The 18,749-nt window shown below is 37.7% G+C and carries 13 protein-coding genes and 2 pseudogenes; 9 read left to right on the forward strand and 6 right to left on the reverse strand.

What is annotated here, in order from left to right:
• Nucleotides 1-27: 27 nt before the first annotated feature.
• Nucleotides 28-1,284, reverse strand: a complete 1,257-nt coding sequence (glyA, locus tag A9G22_RS10400) for a serine hydroxymethyltransferase (protein ID WP_075508839.1) — start codon at nucleotides 1,282-1,284, stop codon at nucleotides 28-30.
• A 757-nt stretch (nucleotides 1,285-2,041) separates the two neighbouring features.
• On the reverse strand, nucleotides 2,042-2,968 hold the full coding sequence (locus tag A9G22_RS10410; protein WP_065586924.1) for a TIGR01212 family radical SAM protein: 927 nt from the start codon (nucleotides 2,966-2,968) through the stop codon (nucleotides 2,042-2,044).
• Nucleotides 2,969-3,503: 535 nt separating this feature from the next.
• On the opposite strand from A9G22_RS10410, the gene A9G22_RS10415 reads away from it, so the two are divergent.
• From A9G22_RS10415 to A9G22_RS10425, 3 genes are read left to right on the forward strand one after another with little or no spacing between them, the layout of a single operon-like run.
• Complete coding sequence (locus A9G22_RS10415; RefSeq protein ID WP_075508841.1) at nucleotides 3,504-4,628, forward strand: glycosyltransferase family 4 protein; 1,125 nt, start codon at nucleotides 3,504-3,506, stop codon at nucleotides 4,626-4,628.
• A complete protein-coding gene (gene rfaP / locus A9G22_RS10420) occupies nucleotides 4,621-5,424 on the forward strand; it encodes a lipopolysaccharide core heptose(I) kinase RfaP (RefSeq protein WP_075508842.1) in 804 nt (267 codons plus the stop codon). Before A9G22_RS10415 ends, rfaP begins: the two co-directional genes overlap by 8 nt.
• Before the next feature lie 15 nt (nucleotides 5,425-5,439).
• Complete coding sequence (locus tag A9G22_RS10425; protein WP_075508843.1) at nucleotides 5,440-7,068, forward strand: DUF2813 domain-containing protein; 1,629 nt, start codon at nucleotides 5,440-5,442, stop codon at nucleotides 7,066-7,068.
• Nucleotides 7,069-7,162: 94 nt separating this feature from the next.
• Here A9G22_RS10425 and ettA read toward each other — a convergent pair whose 3' ends face one another.
• Complete coding sequence (gene ettA / locus A9G22_RS10430) at nucleotides 7,163-8,830, reverse strand: energy-dependent translational throttle protein EttA (protein ID WP_065586928.1); 1,668 nt, start codon at nucleotides 8,828-8,830, stop codon at nucleotides 7,163-7,165.
• Between the two features lie 193 nt (nucleotides 8,831-9,023).
• On the opposite strand from ettA, the pseudogene A9G22_RS11275 reads away from it, so the two are divergent.
• Nucleotides 9,024-9,131, forward strand: a pseudogene (locus A9G22_RS11275) (IS3 family transposase); the annotation flags it as partial.
• A 49-nt stretch (nucleotides 9,132-9,180) separates the two neighbouring features.
• Here A9G22_RS11275 and A9G22_RS11195 read toward each other — a convergent pair.
• Together A9G22_RS11195 and nfsB are read right to left on the reverse strand one after the other, a co-directional pair.
• The gene (locus A9G22_RS11195) at nucleotides 9,181-9,321 is read right to left on the reverse strand and encodes an IS3 family transposase (protein WP_082264541.1); all 141 of its coding nucleotides are present in this window, start codon (nucleotides 9,319-9,321) and stop codon (nucleotides 9,181-9,183) included.
• Nucleotides 9,322-10,024: 703 nt separating this feature from the next.
• Nucleotides 10,025-10,669, reverse strand: a complete 645-nt coding sequence (gene nfsB, locus A9G22_RS10435) for an oxygen-insensitive NAD(P)H nitroreductase (RefSeq protein ID WP_065586929.1) — start codon at nucleotides 10,667-10,669, stop codon at nucleotides 10,025-10,027.
• 423 nt (nucleotides 10,670-11,092) lie between these two features.
• On the opposite strand from nfsB, the gene leuA reads away from it, so the two are divergent.
• From leuA to A9G22_RS10460, 5 genes and pseudogenes are all read left to right on the forward strand, one after another.
• Entirely contained in the window at nucleotides 11,093-12,640 is a 1,548-nt protein-coding gene (gene leuA, locus A9G22_RS10440; protein ID WP_065586930.1) for a 2-isopropylmalate synthase, read from the forward strand.
• A gap of 68 nt (nucleotides 12,641-12,708) precedes the next feature.
• Nucleotides 12,709-13,788, forward strand: a complete 1,080-nt coding sequence (gene leuB, locus A9G22_RS10445; protein WP_065586931.1) for a 3-isopropylmalate dehydrogenase — start codon at nucleotides 12,709-12,711, stop codon at nucleotides 13,786-13,788.
• Nucleotides 13,789-13,874: 86 nt separating this feature from the next.
• Nucleotides 13,875-15,275, forward strand: a complete 1,401-nt coding sequence (gene leuC, locus A9G22_RS10450; RefSeq protein WP_075508844.1) for a 3-isopropylmalate dehydratase large subunit — start codon at nucleotides 13,875-13,877, stop codon at nucleotides 15,273-15,275.
• Between the two features lie 11 nt (nucleotides 15,276-15,286).
• A complete protein-coding gene (gene leuD / locus A9G22_RS10455) occupies nucleotides 15,287-15,889 on the forward strand; it encodes a 3-isopropylmalate dehydratase small subunit (protein WP_065586933.1) in 603 nt (200 codons plus the stop codon).
• A 40-nt stretch (nucleotides 15,890-15,929) separates the two neighbouring features.
• Nucleotides 15,930-16,460, forward strand: a pseudogene (locus tag A9G22_RS10460) (class I SAM-dependent methyltransferase); the annotation flags it as partial.
• 76 nt (nucleotides 16,461-16,536) lie between these two features.
• Here A9G22_RS10460 and A9G22_RS10465 read toward each other — a convergent pair.
• Complete coding sequence (locus A9G22_RS10465) at nucleotides 16,537-18,747, reverse strand: phage tail protein (RefSeq protein WP_075508846.1); 2,211 nt, start codon at nucleotides 18,745-18,747, stop codon at nucleotides 16,537-16,539.
• Nucleotides 18,748-18,749: the final 2 nt, after the last annotated feature.

Consider the following 18,749-nt stretch of genomic DNA (forward strand, 5'->3'; position numbering starts at 1 on the left):
ACAATCATCGGCGAAATTAGCTAGTAGTTAATGTTGATAAACGGGTAAGCGGCGACAAATAGCTAAAACTTTGTCTTTTACCGCTTGAATGGCTTGTTCATCATCAATATTATCTAAAACATCACAAATCCAATTTGCCAAATCACGGGACTCAGCTTCTTTAAAGCCTCGACGAGTAATAGCCGGCGTACCAATACGCACGCCAGATGTCACAAATGGGCTTTGTGGATCTTTAGGCACACTATTTTTATTGACAGTAATATTGGCACTCCCCAAAGCGGCATCGGCTTCTTTACCTGTAATATTTTTATCAACTAAATCAATTAAAAATAGGTGGTTATGTGTTTTGCCCGAAACGACTTTATAACCACGTTGTACAATCACTTCAACCATCGTTTTGGCATTTTTAACCACTTGCTGTTGATATTCTTTATAAGCTGGTTCCATTGCTTCTTTTAATGCCACCGCTTTAGCCGCAATCACATGCATTAAAGGTCCACCTTGGGATCCTGGAAAAACAGCCGAATTTAACTTTTTATATAATTCTTCACTGCCATCTTTAGCTAAAATCAATCCCCCACGTGGTCCTCCTAAGGTTTTATGAGTTGTTGTAGTCACAACGTGTGCATAAGGCACTGGATTTGGATAAACACCTGCAGCAACCAAACCTGCTACATGCGCCATATCCACAAATAAGTAAGCCCCCACACTATCAGCAATTTCGCGCATACGCTTCCAATCAACCACGCCAGAATAGGCCGAAAACCCACCAATAATCATTTTTGGCTTAGATTCTTGAGCTATTGTAGCCAACTTGTCATAATCAATACGTCCAAAATCATCAACCCCATAAGCAACCACATTATAAAGCTTGCCTGAAAAGCTAACCGGCGAACCATGAGTTAAATGACCTCCTTCAGACAAATTCATACCCAAAACCGTATCGCCTGTTTTTAATAGCGCCATATAAACCGCAAAATTAGCCTGCGAACCTGAATGTGGTTGCACATTAGCATAATCGGCGCCAAATAAAGCCTTAGCACGTTCAATTGCTAATTTTTCAACAACATCAACATATTCACAACCACCATAATACCGTTTGCCTGGATAACCTTCGGCATATTTATTGGTGAGTTGTGAGCCTTGCGCCTGCATTACACGTGGACTGGTATAATTTTCTGATGCGATCAGCTCAAGATGATCTTCTTGACGCTGCTCTTCGCCTTTAATGGCATCCCACAATTCCTTATCATACTCGGCAATAGTCATATCTTTACTAAACATGTTGACTCCTTATAGTTCATTGCATCCGCCTTAAAGGCATGGTTGCACAATGTGTGTATACACAATGTGGTATAAAAAACATCACAGTCAATAATCCTTACTTAATCAGCGTGTGATTTCAATCTTTTTTTGGAGTTATAAAAAATATTTATATTAAATGGACGAGTAAAAATGGCCTTAAGAAGGTGAGCATTATCAATAATATGAAGCCGAAGGTAGCTTTGATTAGGCTTTTGATGAAAACTTTGAATACTGCATTAAAAAGTCAAAAAACACTCAGATATAGAATTGATTTTATTAAAGTTTTAATACAAATATTTTTAATAAAACAAATTGTTTATAATGTTTTTAAGTTTATTGTGGATTTAGGTGAAGTAGTTTTAGGATGTTTTAAGCTGTTAACACCAATTATAACGTCCCAAAAAGACCATAAAAGATACACGATTGCTATCAAGAGGTATGCATATCTTATTTTTTTATTTTTTATTAATAATAACAGACAAATACTGGGAATTAAAAAGACTATAGGTTCGGCAGTATATCGTCCACCCGAAGGAAGTTGACACAGGTAGTCGATATCGCCTGATTCTAACATCTATTCGTAATGAGAGGTTGAAAATAAATTAATCAAACATAGTAAAAAAACAAATAGATAAATGAAACAAGTTTCATAATCGACCTAAAATCCTTTTAATTTAATTTAAATTATGATGTTATGATTATTTTACCTGCTTTGTAGTACCGTTCAAAAAAGCTACTACAACTTAAAACAATAACGATCGCCAATCGCGCTACCTTGGGCGCCAAATTGGCGCAAATTATGATCGACTGCGTTCATTGATTGCCAGTGGTTTTCGCACCAATCTGGCGCTAGCAAGGTTGGCTTTCTAGCGTTAGCTGAAATGCGATGATATAAAATATTGGCGGGCGTTTGCCTGATGATATCGCCAGCAATATCGACATATTGATCTAATGATAAAACGCCAAGACGTCCAGCTCGCCATGCTTTTGCCATAATACTGCCATCAACAATATGCAAAGGGTGCAATTTTAAGCCATCAACACCACTATTTAATACACGTTCAAGCGTGATTAAATTATCTTGTTTGGTTTCTTTGGGTAAGCCAATAATTAAGTGAGTGCACACTTTAATACCAAGATTACGAGCTTTTTGTACGGTTTGATGATAATCGTTAAAAGTATGTCCACGATTTATATCATGCAAGGTTTTATCGTGAGCGGTTTGTAAGCCCAGTTCTAACCATACTTCAAAACCTTGAGATTGATAACCTGCCAGTAAATCAAGTGCTTCATTCGGTACGCAATCAGGGCGAGTACCCACACAAAGCCCAACAATATCAGCACTATTTAGTGCCTGTTCATACATATTTTTTAGGATTGCAACTTCAGCATAAGTACTGGTGTAGGCTTGAAAGTATGCAAGATAGCGTTTAGATTTTTTCATTTGATGAGCTTGCGATACAAGTTGATCGGCAATTGATTTAACTTGAATCGACTCATCAATAATCGAGGCAACATTACAAAAAGTACACCCCCCCAAGCCGATAGTGCCATCGCGGTTAGGGCAGCTAAATCCCCCATGTAAGGTCAGTTTATAGATCTTTTCGCCATATCGACGCTGAAGATCGGAGCCAAAAGTATTGACAACAAGATGAAGTTGCATAATAGACCAAAAATAAAATTTTGTTTATTTTACGGAGTTAGAGGGCTTACTTCAAGCGGCGATGTATGGGATTATTTACTCATTAAATAATAAAATCAATTTCCTAACTCACTATTTTTGTGCTATGAAACAACCCTTTTAATTAAGAGTAAAGGTTTACTTATTTTTGATCAATAAGATTTATGGAACATCTTCTTTTTGTTAAATTTATGTGATTGATTGATTTTAATAAAAAACAACAAACAAAAAATTAAATAAAATCAATATACTACCTGAATGTTTTTTGGCTAACAAAGTATCGATTTTAATTAATGGTAAAGACTTACTTACCTTTGCTTATTAAGGTTTGTGAAATATTTTCTTTTTGTTGAACTTATGTAAATGCTTAAATTTAACAAAAAACAATAAATAAAATATCAATAAAATCAATATCCTACCTGACTGATTTTTAAGTGAATCCTCACAAAACCAGCTATTTTTGCACCTTGCTTATCAACAAGTATATAATACCCCTTTCAATATTGAGGCAACCTGCATGCAACTGGCATTTTGTATCTATAAATATTTCCCTTTTGGTGGTTTGCAACGCGATTTTTTGCAAATTGCTAAGGCTTGTCAAGCTCGTGGTCATCGTGTGCGGATTTATGTGATGGCGTGGCAAGGCGATAAGCCTGCTGGGTTTGATATTATTTTGGTTCCTAAAAAAGGCTTATCTAATCATAGCCGTAATCAATCTTATTCCCAGTGGGTCAAGGCGCATTTACAAGCAAATCCTGTTGATTGTGTGGTTGGGTTTAATAAAATGCCCGGTCTTGATGTCTATTTTGCGGGTGATACTTGTTATGCTGAAAAAGTGTCACACAAGGGCTTTTGGTATAAGATATCAAAACGCTGTAAACACTATTTAGCCTTTGAAGATGCGGTTTTTAATCGACATAGTCAAACCAAAGTGATGGTTTTAACTAAACAACAAATCAGTGATTTTGTGCAGTATTATGATACTGAGCAATCACGATTCTACTTATTGCCACCCGGTATTGCGAAAGATCGTCAATATTTTCCAGAATCGCTCGCTAAAGGTAAGCAATTTAGGCAAGCCAATCAAATTGATGAACATAATTTTGTGATTGTGCAAATTGGCTCAGATTTTAAACGTAAAGGGGTGGATCGTTCGTTAATCGCCATTGCAGCTTTACCTGACGAATTAAAGCAAAAAGTCACTTTTTTAGTGGTTGGGCAAGATAAACCCGATGCTTATCAAAAACTGGCTAAACAATTGGGTATTGAGCAGCAAGTCCGATTTTTTGCAGGACGCAATGACATTGCCGATATTTTATTTGCAGCCAATTTACTGTTACATCCAGCAAGGCAAGAAGCTGCAGGTATGGTTTTAATTGAAGGATTGGCCGCTGGTGTGCCGGTTATTGTATCGGGCATTTCAGGGTATGCTTATCATATACATGATGCAAATGCTGGACAGATACTTGCCGAACCTTTTGTACAAGCAGATCTCAATCAAACTTTGCAAAATGCCCTAACCAATCACGATCAATTACTAACATGGCATAACAATGCGATAGATTATGGCAAAACGGCGGATTTATATCATTTAGCGCAGCGTGCCGCAGATATTATTTTAGGTTGTGATAATCATGAATGAAATTAAGTTAAAATCACCTTTTGAGAAGTTGTGGTGTGGTAAAGATCCATTTGCTGAGGTTGAGTTAATATCGGGTAAAGTCTATCGTGCTGTTAAACAACGCAAAACGTTAAATTTTGAGCTTGCTGGACAATCTTACTTTATTAAAATTCATCGTGGCACAACGGTTAAAGAAATTGTGAAAAATCTAATTTCGTTACGTTTACCCGTTTTAGATGCTAAGCAAGAATGGGAGGCTATTCATCGCCTAGCGCAAGCTGGCATAAATACCATGGATGGGCGTGCTTTTGGACGCAAAGGATTAAATCCGCTGACTCGTCATTCATTTATTATCACTCAAGATCTTAATCCGACAATCAGTTTAGAAGATTTTACAAACTCGTGGCTAACTAAGCCGCCAAGCTATCACTTAAAGCGTTCTTTAATTGTTTATTTAGCTAACATGGTAGCAAAAATGCATGCAGCCGGTGTTAATCATCGTGACTGTTATTTGTGTCATTTTTTGCTGGATTTACCGTTATTTGAAAATCAGCAGCAAATCAAATTATCGGTTATCGATTTACACCGAGCACAGACTCGCAATAAAGTGCCTACTCGCTGGCGAGATAAAGATTTAATTGGGCTTTATTTTTCATCTACTAAAATTGGCTTAACTGATCGTGATATTTGGCTGTTTTTAAAAATCTATTTTAATAAGCCTCTGAAATCCATTTTGCATGATGAATCGAAATTAATTAATAGTACGCACAAAAAAGCAGAACGAATTCGTAAACGCACCGAAAAGTATCACCTTTAGCAATAAGGATACATTATGTTTATTGAACAAATTGATATTTCAGGATTTAAGGGGATCAGTCAGCTATCTTTAAAATTAAATGCGGGCTCTAGTGTACTCATGGGGGAAAATCGTTGGGGGCGCTCGAGTTTAATTAGTGCGCTACAACTATTATCGCTTGATAATAAGTTTTATCAATTTGTCGATTCCGATTTTTACCATGACCGAAATGAAATCTATGGTAATAAAATTAATATCCAAATAACGTATTGTGAATCCTATCTCAATGAACTTAATAATCTAGACTATAAGTCATTATTACCCGTTGCCTATCATTCAGATCAAGATAAACTATTTCGAATTACTTACCTAATTACGGCTAATAAGCAAGTTGATAAAATTATTACTCAGCACATGTTGGTGGATTTACAAGGTAAACCTTTTGCATTTGAGAATCACGAGCCATTAATCGCCAATTTAATTGATCTCAATCCTGTTATGGCACTTAAGCATTCGATTAGTCCTCAAAATCTGCCCATTACCAATCAGCCGTTATCGGAATACTATACTTTGCAACTTTCTGAACAGTTAAAGGCTCACTCAGCACAATTAACGCAAGATCATCTACACCGCGGTTTGCAAGCCGCCAAAGCGTTGTTAGAATATTATTTTGCTGATCAAGAGCATCGTTACCATTATAAGCAAGTAGCCAAACAAGGGACGCCACGTAGTGAAGATTGGGATTCGCTTGAGCGTATTAATAATGTGTTGGATGGGCTTGATAACGACTTTTTACGCACTGCATTATTGGGTATTTTAGGTTCTATCATCAATGCCAAAGGGAATAATTCACTTTTGCAAAGTTCTGTGCCCATTTTGATTTTAGAAGAGCCTGAAAGCCAACTGCATCCTATTATTTTGTCGGTGGGTTTTCGGTTGTTAAAACATTTTCCTACGCAAAAAATTATTACCTCAAACTCGAGCGATTTAGTTTCGTTATTTCCATTAGAAAGCCTTTATCGGTTAATTCGTCTGCCTGATAAAATAGTTTCCAAATACATTGCTCCCCATTCATTAAGTATTAGCGATAGCCGTCGTATTGCCTTTCATATTCTTTACCGGCGCTCAAACGCCTTATTTGCACGATGTTGGTTATTAGTCGAGGGCGAAACCGAAGTGTGGTTATTGCGTGAGCTTGCAGAACAAAGTGGTTACCATTTGAGTTCAGAAGGAGTTCAGCTCATTGAGTTTGCTCAGTGCGGCTTAAAACCACTCATAAAATATGCCAATAAAATGGGCATCAATTGGTATGTGATAACTGATGGAGATATGGCTGGTAAAAAATATGCCGATACCATAAAGTCGCTATGTGGTGACGATAAAAACCCCAATGATTACTTAACCGTTTTACCTGCCCGAGATATTGAAAACTTTTTATTTAAACATGGATTTAGCCACGTTTATAAACTCGCTGCTTATAATACCACACAGCATATTGATCTGCCTGTACATCAAATTATTCAAAAAGCGATTCATAAAAGTTCAAAACCTGATCTTGCGATTGCCATTTGTGATGATGCAAAATCACGTGGAATAAACGCCATACCGCGTTTATTAACCGATACCTTTGCCAACATTATTAAAGTTTCTAAGGCGTTAGTTTAAGTCATCGCTGTGTAAAAAATATTTTAAGATAGATATTAAGAAGATAAAACCATTCCGCTGACATTATTTCAGCGGAATGGAATGCAAGTTAAGGCTATTTAGTGATTCGTTTATATTTAGCGCGTTTTGGCTCTAATGCCTCAGCACCCAGTGTGCGTTTTTTCCACTCTTCGTACTCGGTAAAGTTACCCTCAAAGAATTCAACATGACCTTCGTCTTGGTAATCCAAAATATGGGTCGCAATGCGATCTAAAAACCAACGGTCATGCGAAATCACTAAGGCACAGCCCGGAAACTCTAATAATGCATTTTCCAGCGCACGTAGCGTTTCGACATCTAAGTCATTGGTCGGTTCGTCAAGTAACAGAACATTACCGCCCACTTGCAATAATTTAGCTAAATGCACGCGTCCACGTTCACCGCCTGAAAGTTCACCCACTCGTTTTTGCTGATCAACACCTTTAAAGTTAAAACGACCAACATAAGCACGGCTTGGAATTTCAAAATTACCAATACGCATAATATCTTGACCATTTGAGATCTCATCCCAAACAGTTTTTTTATCATCCATGTTATCGCGGAACTGATCAACCGAGGCTAGCTGCACAGTTTCACCTAAAGTAATGGTACCTGAATCAGGTTGTTCTTTGCCTGATAGCATCCTAAATAGCGTTGATTTACCTGCCCCATTTGGACCAATAATGCCAACAATTGCCCCTTTAGGAATGCTAAAAGACAGATTATCAATCAACACACGATCGCCATACGATTTAGTGAGGTTATTCACCTCAATCACTTTATCCCCCAAACGTTGCCCAGGTGGAATAAATAGTTCGTTAGTTTCGTTACGTTTTTGGTAATCGTTGCTGTTGAGTTCTTCAAAACGGGCTAAACGGGCTTTGCTTTTTGCTTGGCGCCCTTTTGGATTTTGCCGTACCCACTCAAGTTCTTTTTCAATCGATTTACGACGTGCCGATTCGGTCGAGGCTTCTTGCGCTAAACGCTGATCTTTCTGTTCAAGCCAAGATGAGTAGTTACCTTCCCATGGAATGCCCTCACCACGGTCAAGTTCTAAAATCCAACCAGCTACGTTATCTAAAAAGTAGCGATCGTGAGTTACCGCAACAACCGTGCCTTCGTAGTCATGTAAAAATCGTTCTAACCATGCAACCGATTCCGCATCTAAGTGGTTGGTTGGCTCATCAATTAATAACATATCAGGTTTTTCCAGCAATAACTGACAAATAGCCACACGTCGGCGCTCACCACCCGATAAATTTTCAATTTTCGCATCCCAATCGGGTAACCGCAACGCATCGGCTGCCCGTTCTAATTGGTTATCTAAATTATGCGCATCTTGCGCTTGAATAATGGCTTCTAGTTCAGCTTGTTCTTTAGCCAATTTGTCAAAATCGGCATCAGGATCGGCATAAGCAGCATACACTTCATCTAATCGAGCCAGTGCTTGTTTAGCATCACCAACTGCTTGTTCTACAGCCTCGCGCACGGTTTGTTTAGGATCTAATTTCGGCTCTTGTGGTAAATAACCAATTTTAATGTCAGGCTGTGGTCGTGCTTCACCTTCAATTTCGGTATCCACCCCCGCCATAATGCGCAGTAAAGTAGATTTACCCGCACCATTTAAACCCAGCACACCAATTTTTGCACCAGGGAAAAAGCTTAAAGAGATATCTTTTAAAATATAGCGTTTAGGGGGAACAATCTTCCCAACGCGGTTCATGGTATAAACATATTGCGCCATAAAACATCATCCGTTTAATTGATTAAAAATAGCAAAAAGTATTTGCTATATGACTAATGGCGTATATTGTAGCGATTCTGAAGATTGGGTCTAGGGTTATTTGTTAGAATTTGGATAATGGCTTATATATCAAAGTGCTATAAATAATGATCATTTAAATCATCACTGACCTATTCCCAAAAATAAACGATGATCTATGGATTTCGCTTTCGATCAACTCGCTAACCATCGTCGATTTAGATTATTGAATGTGGTAGATGATTTTTCTCGGAAATTGTTAAGTCAACTGATTTCAATTTCTGATCCTCGCCAAAATATGAGACAGTGCCCACCTCTATCATTTTGTCGTTTTAGTAATATTGTTGTTCATATTGTTCTGATGATACCCAGCTGTTGGATGAATGACGGTGTATTCGATTATAATAGATTTCAATATATTCAAATAGTGCTTTATTAGCCAGCTTCCTCGTTTTGCAGTAACAATCATGAATAAAATATGATTAGGATCATCGTCCTTTCTGAAACTTGATATCCTGCATCTCTAGCATCATGAAATAGACTCGATGCACCCCAAAACGTGCCTTATGCTGCTAGTACTGCTTTTTGATATACTCGCTGAGTTTGGCTGATTTGTTTGTTTTTTAACCCCGCATAATAACCCGATGCACTAGCGCCAAGTAACGGGCATATCTGGGTCATGGATGATTTTCCATCATAATCATCGTATCAATCATAAATTCACGAAACCTGCCTGCCCAAAAACCAATGGTAAAGCAGAAAGAGAGATAAGTACTTTAATTGAGATGTAGCATAAACAGCAAATATTTAACGATTCAAAAAAGAGAAAACAAAAGTTTAAGGGATTTATTTATTTTTATAAAACGGTTAAACCACATAAAGCGATTTCGGGTAAAACGTCTTATAAGTTTTTAGAAAATTATTTTAATCATGAAGTATAAACAACCCAGCGTTTCCCACAGTGAATGATGTCATTGGTCTATCATTATTTATAATGATGATTTAAGTATAAACGATAGCGCGAGCAGAATAGTAAACTACTATTCGATAAAATTTAACCATTTCATAACAATTATCTTTGTTTAATATAAATAGTTGGTGTTGGTTAAATAGAAATAAACTATAAAAATATCCCCCATATTTATCACAATTAATAGGGGGATATTTCAAGTTATTTTATAAAAACGTAAAAATTTGCTCTTTCGGTAAGCGTGATTTTGGTCGGTGTGCATTGCCGTCATTTTCAGCTCGATAGCCTAATGTGGCAACAACAATACTTTTAAGACCTTTGCTTTTAAGATCTAAGATTTCATCCATTTTTTTGGCGTCGTATCCTTCAATAGCCGTTGAATCAACACCAATTGCCGCTGCTGCAAAAAGCAGTTGCCCTAATGCGAGATAAGCTTGTTTACTTTCCCAACATTGTTGCGCTTCAATGGTTGCACTATTGAGGTTTACAAAGTGCCGACGACCTTGATCTTGCGCTTGTTTAAGATCGGCTGAAGGATATCGACCGTCTTTATCTTCTTGATTAAGCAGATTGACTAAATGGGCTTCATCTATTGGCGTTTTAATACAAAAAACAATAGTGTGCGAAGCGCCAGCCACTCTTGGTTGATTAAATTCAAGTATAGCGGGTAAAATTTTATTTTTGGACGCATCATTATCAATAACATAAAAGTGCCATGGTTGTGAATTGACAGATGATGGACTGTTTCTTAAAACTGTTAATAATTGTTCAATCTGATCGGCGGGAATTTTTTTGGTTTCATCATAATGTTTAGTGGTATAGCGTTTTTGAGAAATATCAACTATATTCATTGTTGTGCCCTCATGAGTTATGCTTTCAATTATTATAATAAAGTTAAGTTATATCTCAACTTATCATTTTAATAGATGGGTTAAATAGCAAAGCAAGACTTGATAGATTGTGTATTTGTTATTTTATTTAAAAAATAGAATATTAAGTTCGAAAAAATGATTGACATCAGCCATATCATTTGATAAAAATACTACTAATTTAGTCTATATTACAATCAAATTTGAGATTTTATGTTTGTTAACTATTTATCACTCAACCTTAGCTTCCTCCTCGCATCTTTTTGCGCGGATAGTTTTTGTGTGGAGTAAAAAGATAGTTTATTGAATAACTCTACAAATTAACAAAAACCCGCGCTAAAGTGCGGGTTTTTTTGTTTTTGCAAAATAGAGCCCGTGATAGCGCCTAATAAAAAGGAAAAAACGATGAACGATCAAGTCATTATATTTGATACAACGTTACGTGATGGCGAACAAGCATTACAAGCAAGTTTGAGTGTTAAAGAAAAGTTACAAATAGCGCTTGCATTAGAGCGAATGCGAGTCGATGTGATGGAAGTTGGCTTTCCTATTTCATCACCTGGTGATTTTGAGTCAGTACAAACCATAGCAAAAACTATTAAAGATAGTCGAGTTTGTGCCTTATCTCGTTGTGTTGATAAAGATATTGATGTTGCTGCCGAGGCATTAAAAGTTGCCGATCAATTCCGAATTCATACTTTTATGGCAACATCAACCTTACATGTTAAAGATAAATTAAAAATGACATTTGATGATGTCATTGAAAGGGCTGTGCACTGTATTAAGCGTGCACGTAATTATACTAATGATGTGGAGTTTTCTTGTGAAGATGCAGGCCGTACCCCAATTGATAACTTATGTCGTATCGTTGAAGCAGCAATTAAAGCCGGGGCAAGAACGATCAATATCCCGGATACTGTCGGTTATACTGTCCCTTATCAATTTGGTGGCATTATTCGTACCTTATTTGAACGTGTCCCGAACATTGATCAAGCGATTATCTCTGTGCATTGCCATGATGACTTGGGCATGTCGGTGGCTAACTCGATTAGCGCGGTTCAAGAAGGTGCTCGCCAAATTGAAGGGGCGATGAATGGTTTAGGCGAACGTGCGGGTAATACCGCACTTGAAGAAGTGATTATGGCAATCAAAGTTCGTCAAAATATTTTAAATGTGCATACTAATATCAATCATCAAGAAATTTATCGCACAAGTCAGATTGTCAGTCAAATTAGTAACATGCCAATTCCGGGCAATAAAGCAATTATTGGTAGTAATGCTTTTGCTCACTCGTCCGGGATTCATCAAGATGGGGTTTTAAAAAATCGTGAAACTTACGAGATTATGACCCCAGAATCAATCGGTTTAAATCAAATTCAATTAAACTTAACCTCTCGCTCTGGGCGCGCCGCGGTTAAACATCGTTTAGAAGAACTGGGGTATCACGATAAAGATTATAACTTAGATCAAGTCTATGAAGCGTTTTTAGAACTGGCTGATAAAAAAGGTCAAGTGTTTGATTATGATTTAGAAGCATTAATCTTCATCAATCAATTGAAAGATGAAAAAGAACATTATGTTTTGGATTACTTTAATGTTCAGTCAGGTTCAACAGTGGTTTCAACTGCTTCAGTCTGTTTATTAATTGGCGATAAAAAGTATTCCGATGCAGCAACAGGTAATGGTCCTGTCGATGCGGTTTACCAAGCCATAAATCGGATTACTGGCGAACCTATCTCGATTGTTAAATACCAATTAGCCTCTAAAGGGCAAGGCGAAAATGCGTTAGGGCAAGTGGATATTGTTGCCGAATATAAGGGGCGTAAATTCCATGGTGTTGGACTTGCAACTGATATTGTTCACTCATCCGCTTTGGCTTTAATTAATGTATTAAATAATGTGTATAGAGCAAATCAAGTTGCCCAAGAAAAACAAAAATTACACCAAGATTAACAAATAATTTGTTTTGCTCGTTTAACAGCAAAATAAGAAAATTATATGAGATTGTAAAGGAATAAAAAATGTCACAAAACTACCATATTGCAATTCTGCCCGGCGATGGCATTGGCCCAGAAGTGATGAAACAGGCCTATAAAGTACTAGACGTTATCCGTCAAAAATATCAACTTTCTATCACTACTAGTGAATACGATGTCGGTGGTGCAGCAATTGATATTCATGGCTGCCCATTACCTAATGACACTCTTGAAGGCTGTGAAAAAGCCGATGCTATTTTATTTGGCTCAGTCGGCGGACCAAAATGGACTAACTTACCACCCGACCAACAGCCTGAACGCGGTGCGTTATTGCCACTACGCAAACATTTCAAATTATTTGCTAATATGCGCCCTGCTCGCTTATATCAAGGATTAGAAGATCTTTGCCCATTACGTGCCGATATTGCCCAGCGTGGTTTTGATATTTTATGTATGCGCGAATTAACTGGCGGTATCTATTTTGGTTTGCCAAAAGGACGAGAAGGAAGTGGTGCTCAAGAAAAGGCTTTTGATACAGAGGTGTATCACCGTTTTGAAATCGAACGTATCGCTAAAATGGGCTTTGAAGCCGCACGTTTACGTCGTAAAAAAGTGACATCAATTGATAAAGCTAATGTACTACAAACCTCAATTTTATGGCGCGAAGTAGTGAATGAAGTTGCTAAACACTATCCAGATGTCGCACTTGAGCATATGTATATTGATAATGCCACCATGCAATTAGTTAAAGATCCTTCACAGTTTGACGTAATTTTATGTTCAAATTTATTTGGTGATATCTTGTCTGATGAATGCGCCATGATAACTGGCTCTATGGGTATGTTACCTTCTGCCAGCCTTAACGAGCAAGGTTTTGGATTATACGAACCCGCGGGCGGAAGTGCGCCAGATATTGCAGGTAAAAACATTGCTAATCCAGCAGCACAAATTCTATCTTTAGCATTGCTAGTACGTTATAGCTTAAAAAGAGATGATATTGCATCAGCTATCGAAACAGCCGTAAATAAAGCATTAGAGCAAGGCTATCGTACTATTGATCTAGCCCAAAAAGAGCAGCCAGTATCTACTAATGAAATGGGCGATATTATTTGTAAGCTGCTTTAACCGCATGGTTTGATTATAACCGTAAATAAAATAATGCGATAAACCCAGTCTTTAGTACTTGTTGTAAAAATAATAAGGAATATGCAATGTCAAAAACACTGTATCAAAAATTGTATGATGCACATGTCGTTTATGAAGCACCAAACGAAACACCTATTTTATATATCGATCGCCATTTAGTGCATGAAGTCACCTCTCCACAAGCATTTGATGGTTTGCGTGCAATGAATCGTAAAGTGCGTCAGCCTCATAAAACTTTTGCGACCATGGATCATAATACTTCAACCAAAAGTAATGATTTAAATGCTTGCAGCGAAATGGCCCGCATTCAATTAACTGAACTGGCAAAAAATGCCAAAGAGTTTGGTGTTTCGTTATATGATTTACAAAGTCCATTACGTGGTATTGTCCATGTGGTCGGTCCTGAACAAGGGATGACTTTACCCGGTATGACTATTGTGTGTGGTGATTCACATACCGCAACACATGGCGCATTTGGCGCACTAGCATTTGGGATTGGCACCTCTGAAGTTGAGCATGTCCTAGCCACTCAAACCTTAAAGCAAGATCGAGCTAAAACCATGAAAATCGAGGTCAAAGGTCAAGTAGCTGAAGGAATCACTGCCAAAGATATTATATTAGCGATTATTGGTAAAACTACCAGTGCTGGTGGTACTGGGCATGTGGTTGAGTTTTGTGGTGATGCCATCAAATCATTATCAATGGAAGGCCGCATGACATTATGCAATATGGCAATCGAGATGGGGGCTAAAGCTGGTATTATTGCGCCAGATGAAGTGACTTTTGAGTACTTAAAAGGTCGTCAATTTTCACCAAAGGGGGAGGATTTTGAAAAAGCTGTTGCCTATTGGAAAACCCTAAAAACCGATGACGGTGCGCAGTTTGATACCGTGGTCACACTTGAAGGTAAAGATATTGCACCTCAAGTCACTTGGGGAACAAATCCGGGTCAAGTCACGTCCATTGATGCAACAGTACCCAATCCCGATGGTTTCTCTGATCTCATCGAGAAACATTCCGCAGAGCGCGCATTAACTTATATGGGATTAACCGCTGGCACCAAAATGACAGATATTAAGATCAATAAAGTGTTTATTGGCTCATGTACAAATTCGCGAATTGAAGATTTACGTGCAGCAGCGCTAATTGCTAAAGGTCGCAAAGTGGCAGAGGGTGTACAAGCATTAGTCGTGCCAGGCTCAGGTCCTGTCAAAAAACAAGCCGAAGCCGAAGGATTAGATAAAATTTTTATCGACGCTGGTTTTGAATGGCGTTTGCCGGGCTGTTCAATGTGCCTTGCAATGAATGACGATAAATTAGCACCAGGGGATCGCTGCGCATCAACTAGTAATCGTAATTTTGAAGGGCGCCAAGGGCGGGATGCCAGAACACATTTAGTCAGCCCTGCTATGGCTGCTGCCGCGGCTATTACTGGTTATTTTACTGATATTCGCAAACCGTTTTAAGGAGACTTGTCATGGCTAAATTTACAAAACATACCGGATTAGTTGTTCCTTTGGACGCGGCTAATGTTGATACTGATGCAATCATTCCAAAACAGTTTTTACAGAAAGTAACACGTACTGGATTTGGTCAACACGCCTTTCATGAATGGCGATTTTTAGATGATGCTGGCAAGCAGCCTAATCCTGAATTTGTCTTGAATAAACCCCGCTATAAAGGTGCCAGCATTTTATTAGCACGTGAAAATTTTGGATGTGGTTCTTCTCGTGAACATGCCCCTTGGGCATTAGCTGATTATGGATTTAAAACCATCATTGGTTCAAGCTTTGCCGATATTTTTTACAATAACTCATTTAACAATCAGTTACTATTGGTTAATTTATCCGAAGACGATGTTGATGAGCTGTTTAAAATGGTCGAAACCAATGAAGGCATTGAGTTTACCATTGATTTAGTCAATGAAGTGGTTATTGCCGGCGACAAGCGATATACATTTAAAATTGATACTTTTAAACGTCATTGCTTGTTAAATGGGTTAGATAATATTGGCTTAACCTTACAACATGAAGAAGCGATTAGCGACTTTGAACATAAAATCCCTTCATTTTTAGCTTAACTTTTGGGCGCTTATTTGCGCCCAATAATGAGAATCAACAATGGCAACACATCATGACAATGTAAAACAGCAGTTTGGCGAACAAGCCAATGCTTATTTAACCAGTAAAGTACATGCTCAAGGGCCTGATCTTGAATATTTATCTAACCTACTTATACCACATTCCGAGGCAAGTCTACTTGATATGGGATGTGGCGCAGGTCATGTCAGTTTTATTGCGGCAAAATATGTTAAACATGTTACAGCCTATGATCTTTCAAATGAAATGTTATCGGTTGTAGCGCAAACATCGAAAGAGCGCGGTTTACAAAATATAACCGTTAAGCAAGGTTATGCGGAATATCCACCTTTTACTGATAATCAATTTGATATTGTTGTCAGCCGTTATTCAGCACATCACTGGCATGATGTCGGCAGAAGTATTCGACAGCTCCATCGCATAACTAAACCTGGTGGTAAATTAATTATTATGGATGTTGTTTCACCTGGTCACCCTGTATTAGATATTTGGCTTCAAACCGTTGAAGCCTTGCGTGACACATCACACGTTCGAGACTATACTGATGCCGAGCGTGATAAATCACGCCCAAATTAAGTGATAATTAACTATTCTGTATTTTTCATCATATGAAAATAAATTACAAATATTAAGCTTTAATTTGTAAAATGTGTTTTTGTAAACTCTCTAATTCAGATATTGTATCGTATGCATAGATCCGAATTTCATCATAATGTTCAGTTTCATTAATTTCTAGTTCGTGAGAATTTTCATTTGTTACTACTGTTTTCTTTAGCTCACCAGCTAAATAATATTCAATATGATATTCAACGGTTTCTGGTTTATCAATCTTGCCTTCATTATATGCAATGAGATTATCTTGTTGTATTTCTTTGTTTCGATGTAACCATGTTAATACTATTGTTTCTTGTTCTTTTAGTGTTATTGTCTCTGTAATAACTCCATTTACCTGTAAATTAGCTGGAGGATATGGTCGTGCGGCTCTTGCGTTAAATTTTAGTGCTCGAATAGGAGCTTTATTTGCACTGAGTGTTCCAGCATTAGTTTGTGTTAACTGCTGAACATAAACAACTTCACCTTTTAAATATTCAATGCCGTCCGTTTCGAATAGGCCATCAAAAAACCAGATAAACGAATCTTTACTGTGAGTTTGTGGTAATGTGTCTGCACATCCCCTTGCTATTGTTACGGTGCCATTTAACTCATCAAATGCATCAATTCTAACAATTTCATTACCAATGATAGCTGCACTACCAATTGAAACATCTGTCATATTTTTGTTAAAAATCACGTTTAATTGTGTATCTACTTTACTTAACTTACGTTTACTGATTAATACCGCACTTGGTGTAAAGTCGCCTGTTCCTCTTATTGTAAAATCAGTACCTTCAGTTGTAGTTTGTAATAAATAATTAATTGACTGTGAATTTGGCTGAGCAGAAACTAGGAGCATATAGCCTGATTCGTTATTAACATCATGATTTGATAACTGGTTCATTGCAAAATAGGGAGATTCAAATAACATATAATCTTCAACTGGTCTGGGTGTTGTATCTTGAACTATTCCTGTTCCAGATTGATTGCCACTATTATAAACGGTATCTGCCAATCCAAAAACATCCTGAATTGCGGTGATTTCAATCATTCCATCTTCGTGCTCGTTAATAGAGCACACCCGCATGACCATATCTTTGATATCCCTGTCTGGCAGTGATACCCGAAAACAATCAGCAGGAGTTAATATTTCACCACGGCGATCAAACTGAATCGTTAAACGAATTAATCCCGCAATTCCAGATTCCAGTTCTCGCTGTGCAACACGTGCAGCCAGCTCAAATGTCGGTAGAGCTTTATATTCAATGGAGCTACTGATTAAACCAGTAGCTTGAATTGCACCTAGATTTTGTGCCCGAACTTCACTATCTTCATTTGTGACTGGATTATACCATTTAACCGCAATTTCATTTGGTACATTATCTGCAGCGCTGCTGTCATCGTCCTGTACAACTAAAATACCGTTATCGTAATTAAACAATGGTAAATCTTCTGTTTTGTAATTATCACGAATCAGTTTTAGTTTAATTTTTCCAGTTGATAAATCTGCGTATTGGACTGCGCCTATATGATCTAACACCTGCTGTACAAATGTATCTAGTCCATCTTGTCGGTTGTAACGAAAACACAGACCGAATTTTTCGTTATATAGAATATCAGCAGCGGCTTTAAATGAATCTAAATCAATATCCTCATACAGTTGCAAACCACGTCCCCAATCATTGTTGGTCGCACATTCTATCAAAATATGCGCTGGGTTCATTGCGTGAATAGTCCGTAAATTGCCGGTTATTTCATTATCTATTTCATGAATTGTTGATGTATCATCATATAACATGATGATACATTTTTCTGGATACCAGACCTCGTTATTTGACCAACCTTTTGTTGTACGCCTGACTCTATATTTCCACGGTTTGGGACTTGCTGAATATGCACTAATTAATCCGTCATATAATGTTGTAACCATGCCACGGAACCCTGGCACCGCACCGCCCAGTAAATTTTTTACGCGACTGGTTGGCTCCTGATCTGCATCTCCCATTGCAATTTCAAACACCCCTTTAATACCGCCTTCTCCCCCAACATTAGTACCACCGAATAAATTCGGCTTATCAATATAAATTGATTTGCTAACAGTGACTTCATTTGCTTTACCAGCAAACACAGTTTTATCATCAGCAGTAATGGCAACTAACTCATTAATTGGTCCACGCCCCAGCCCCGACTGAATACTGAAATAGTATTTATAACCAATTGTTGTTTTCTTCTTTTTACTGCCCATAC

Source organism: Gilliamella sp. App2-1 (assembly GCF_001690255.1).
Taxonomy (GTDB): Bacteria; Pseudomonadota; Gammaproteobacteria; order Enterobacterales; family Orbaceae; genus Gilliamella; species Gilliamella apicola_G.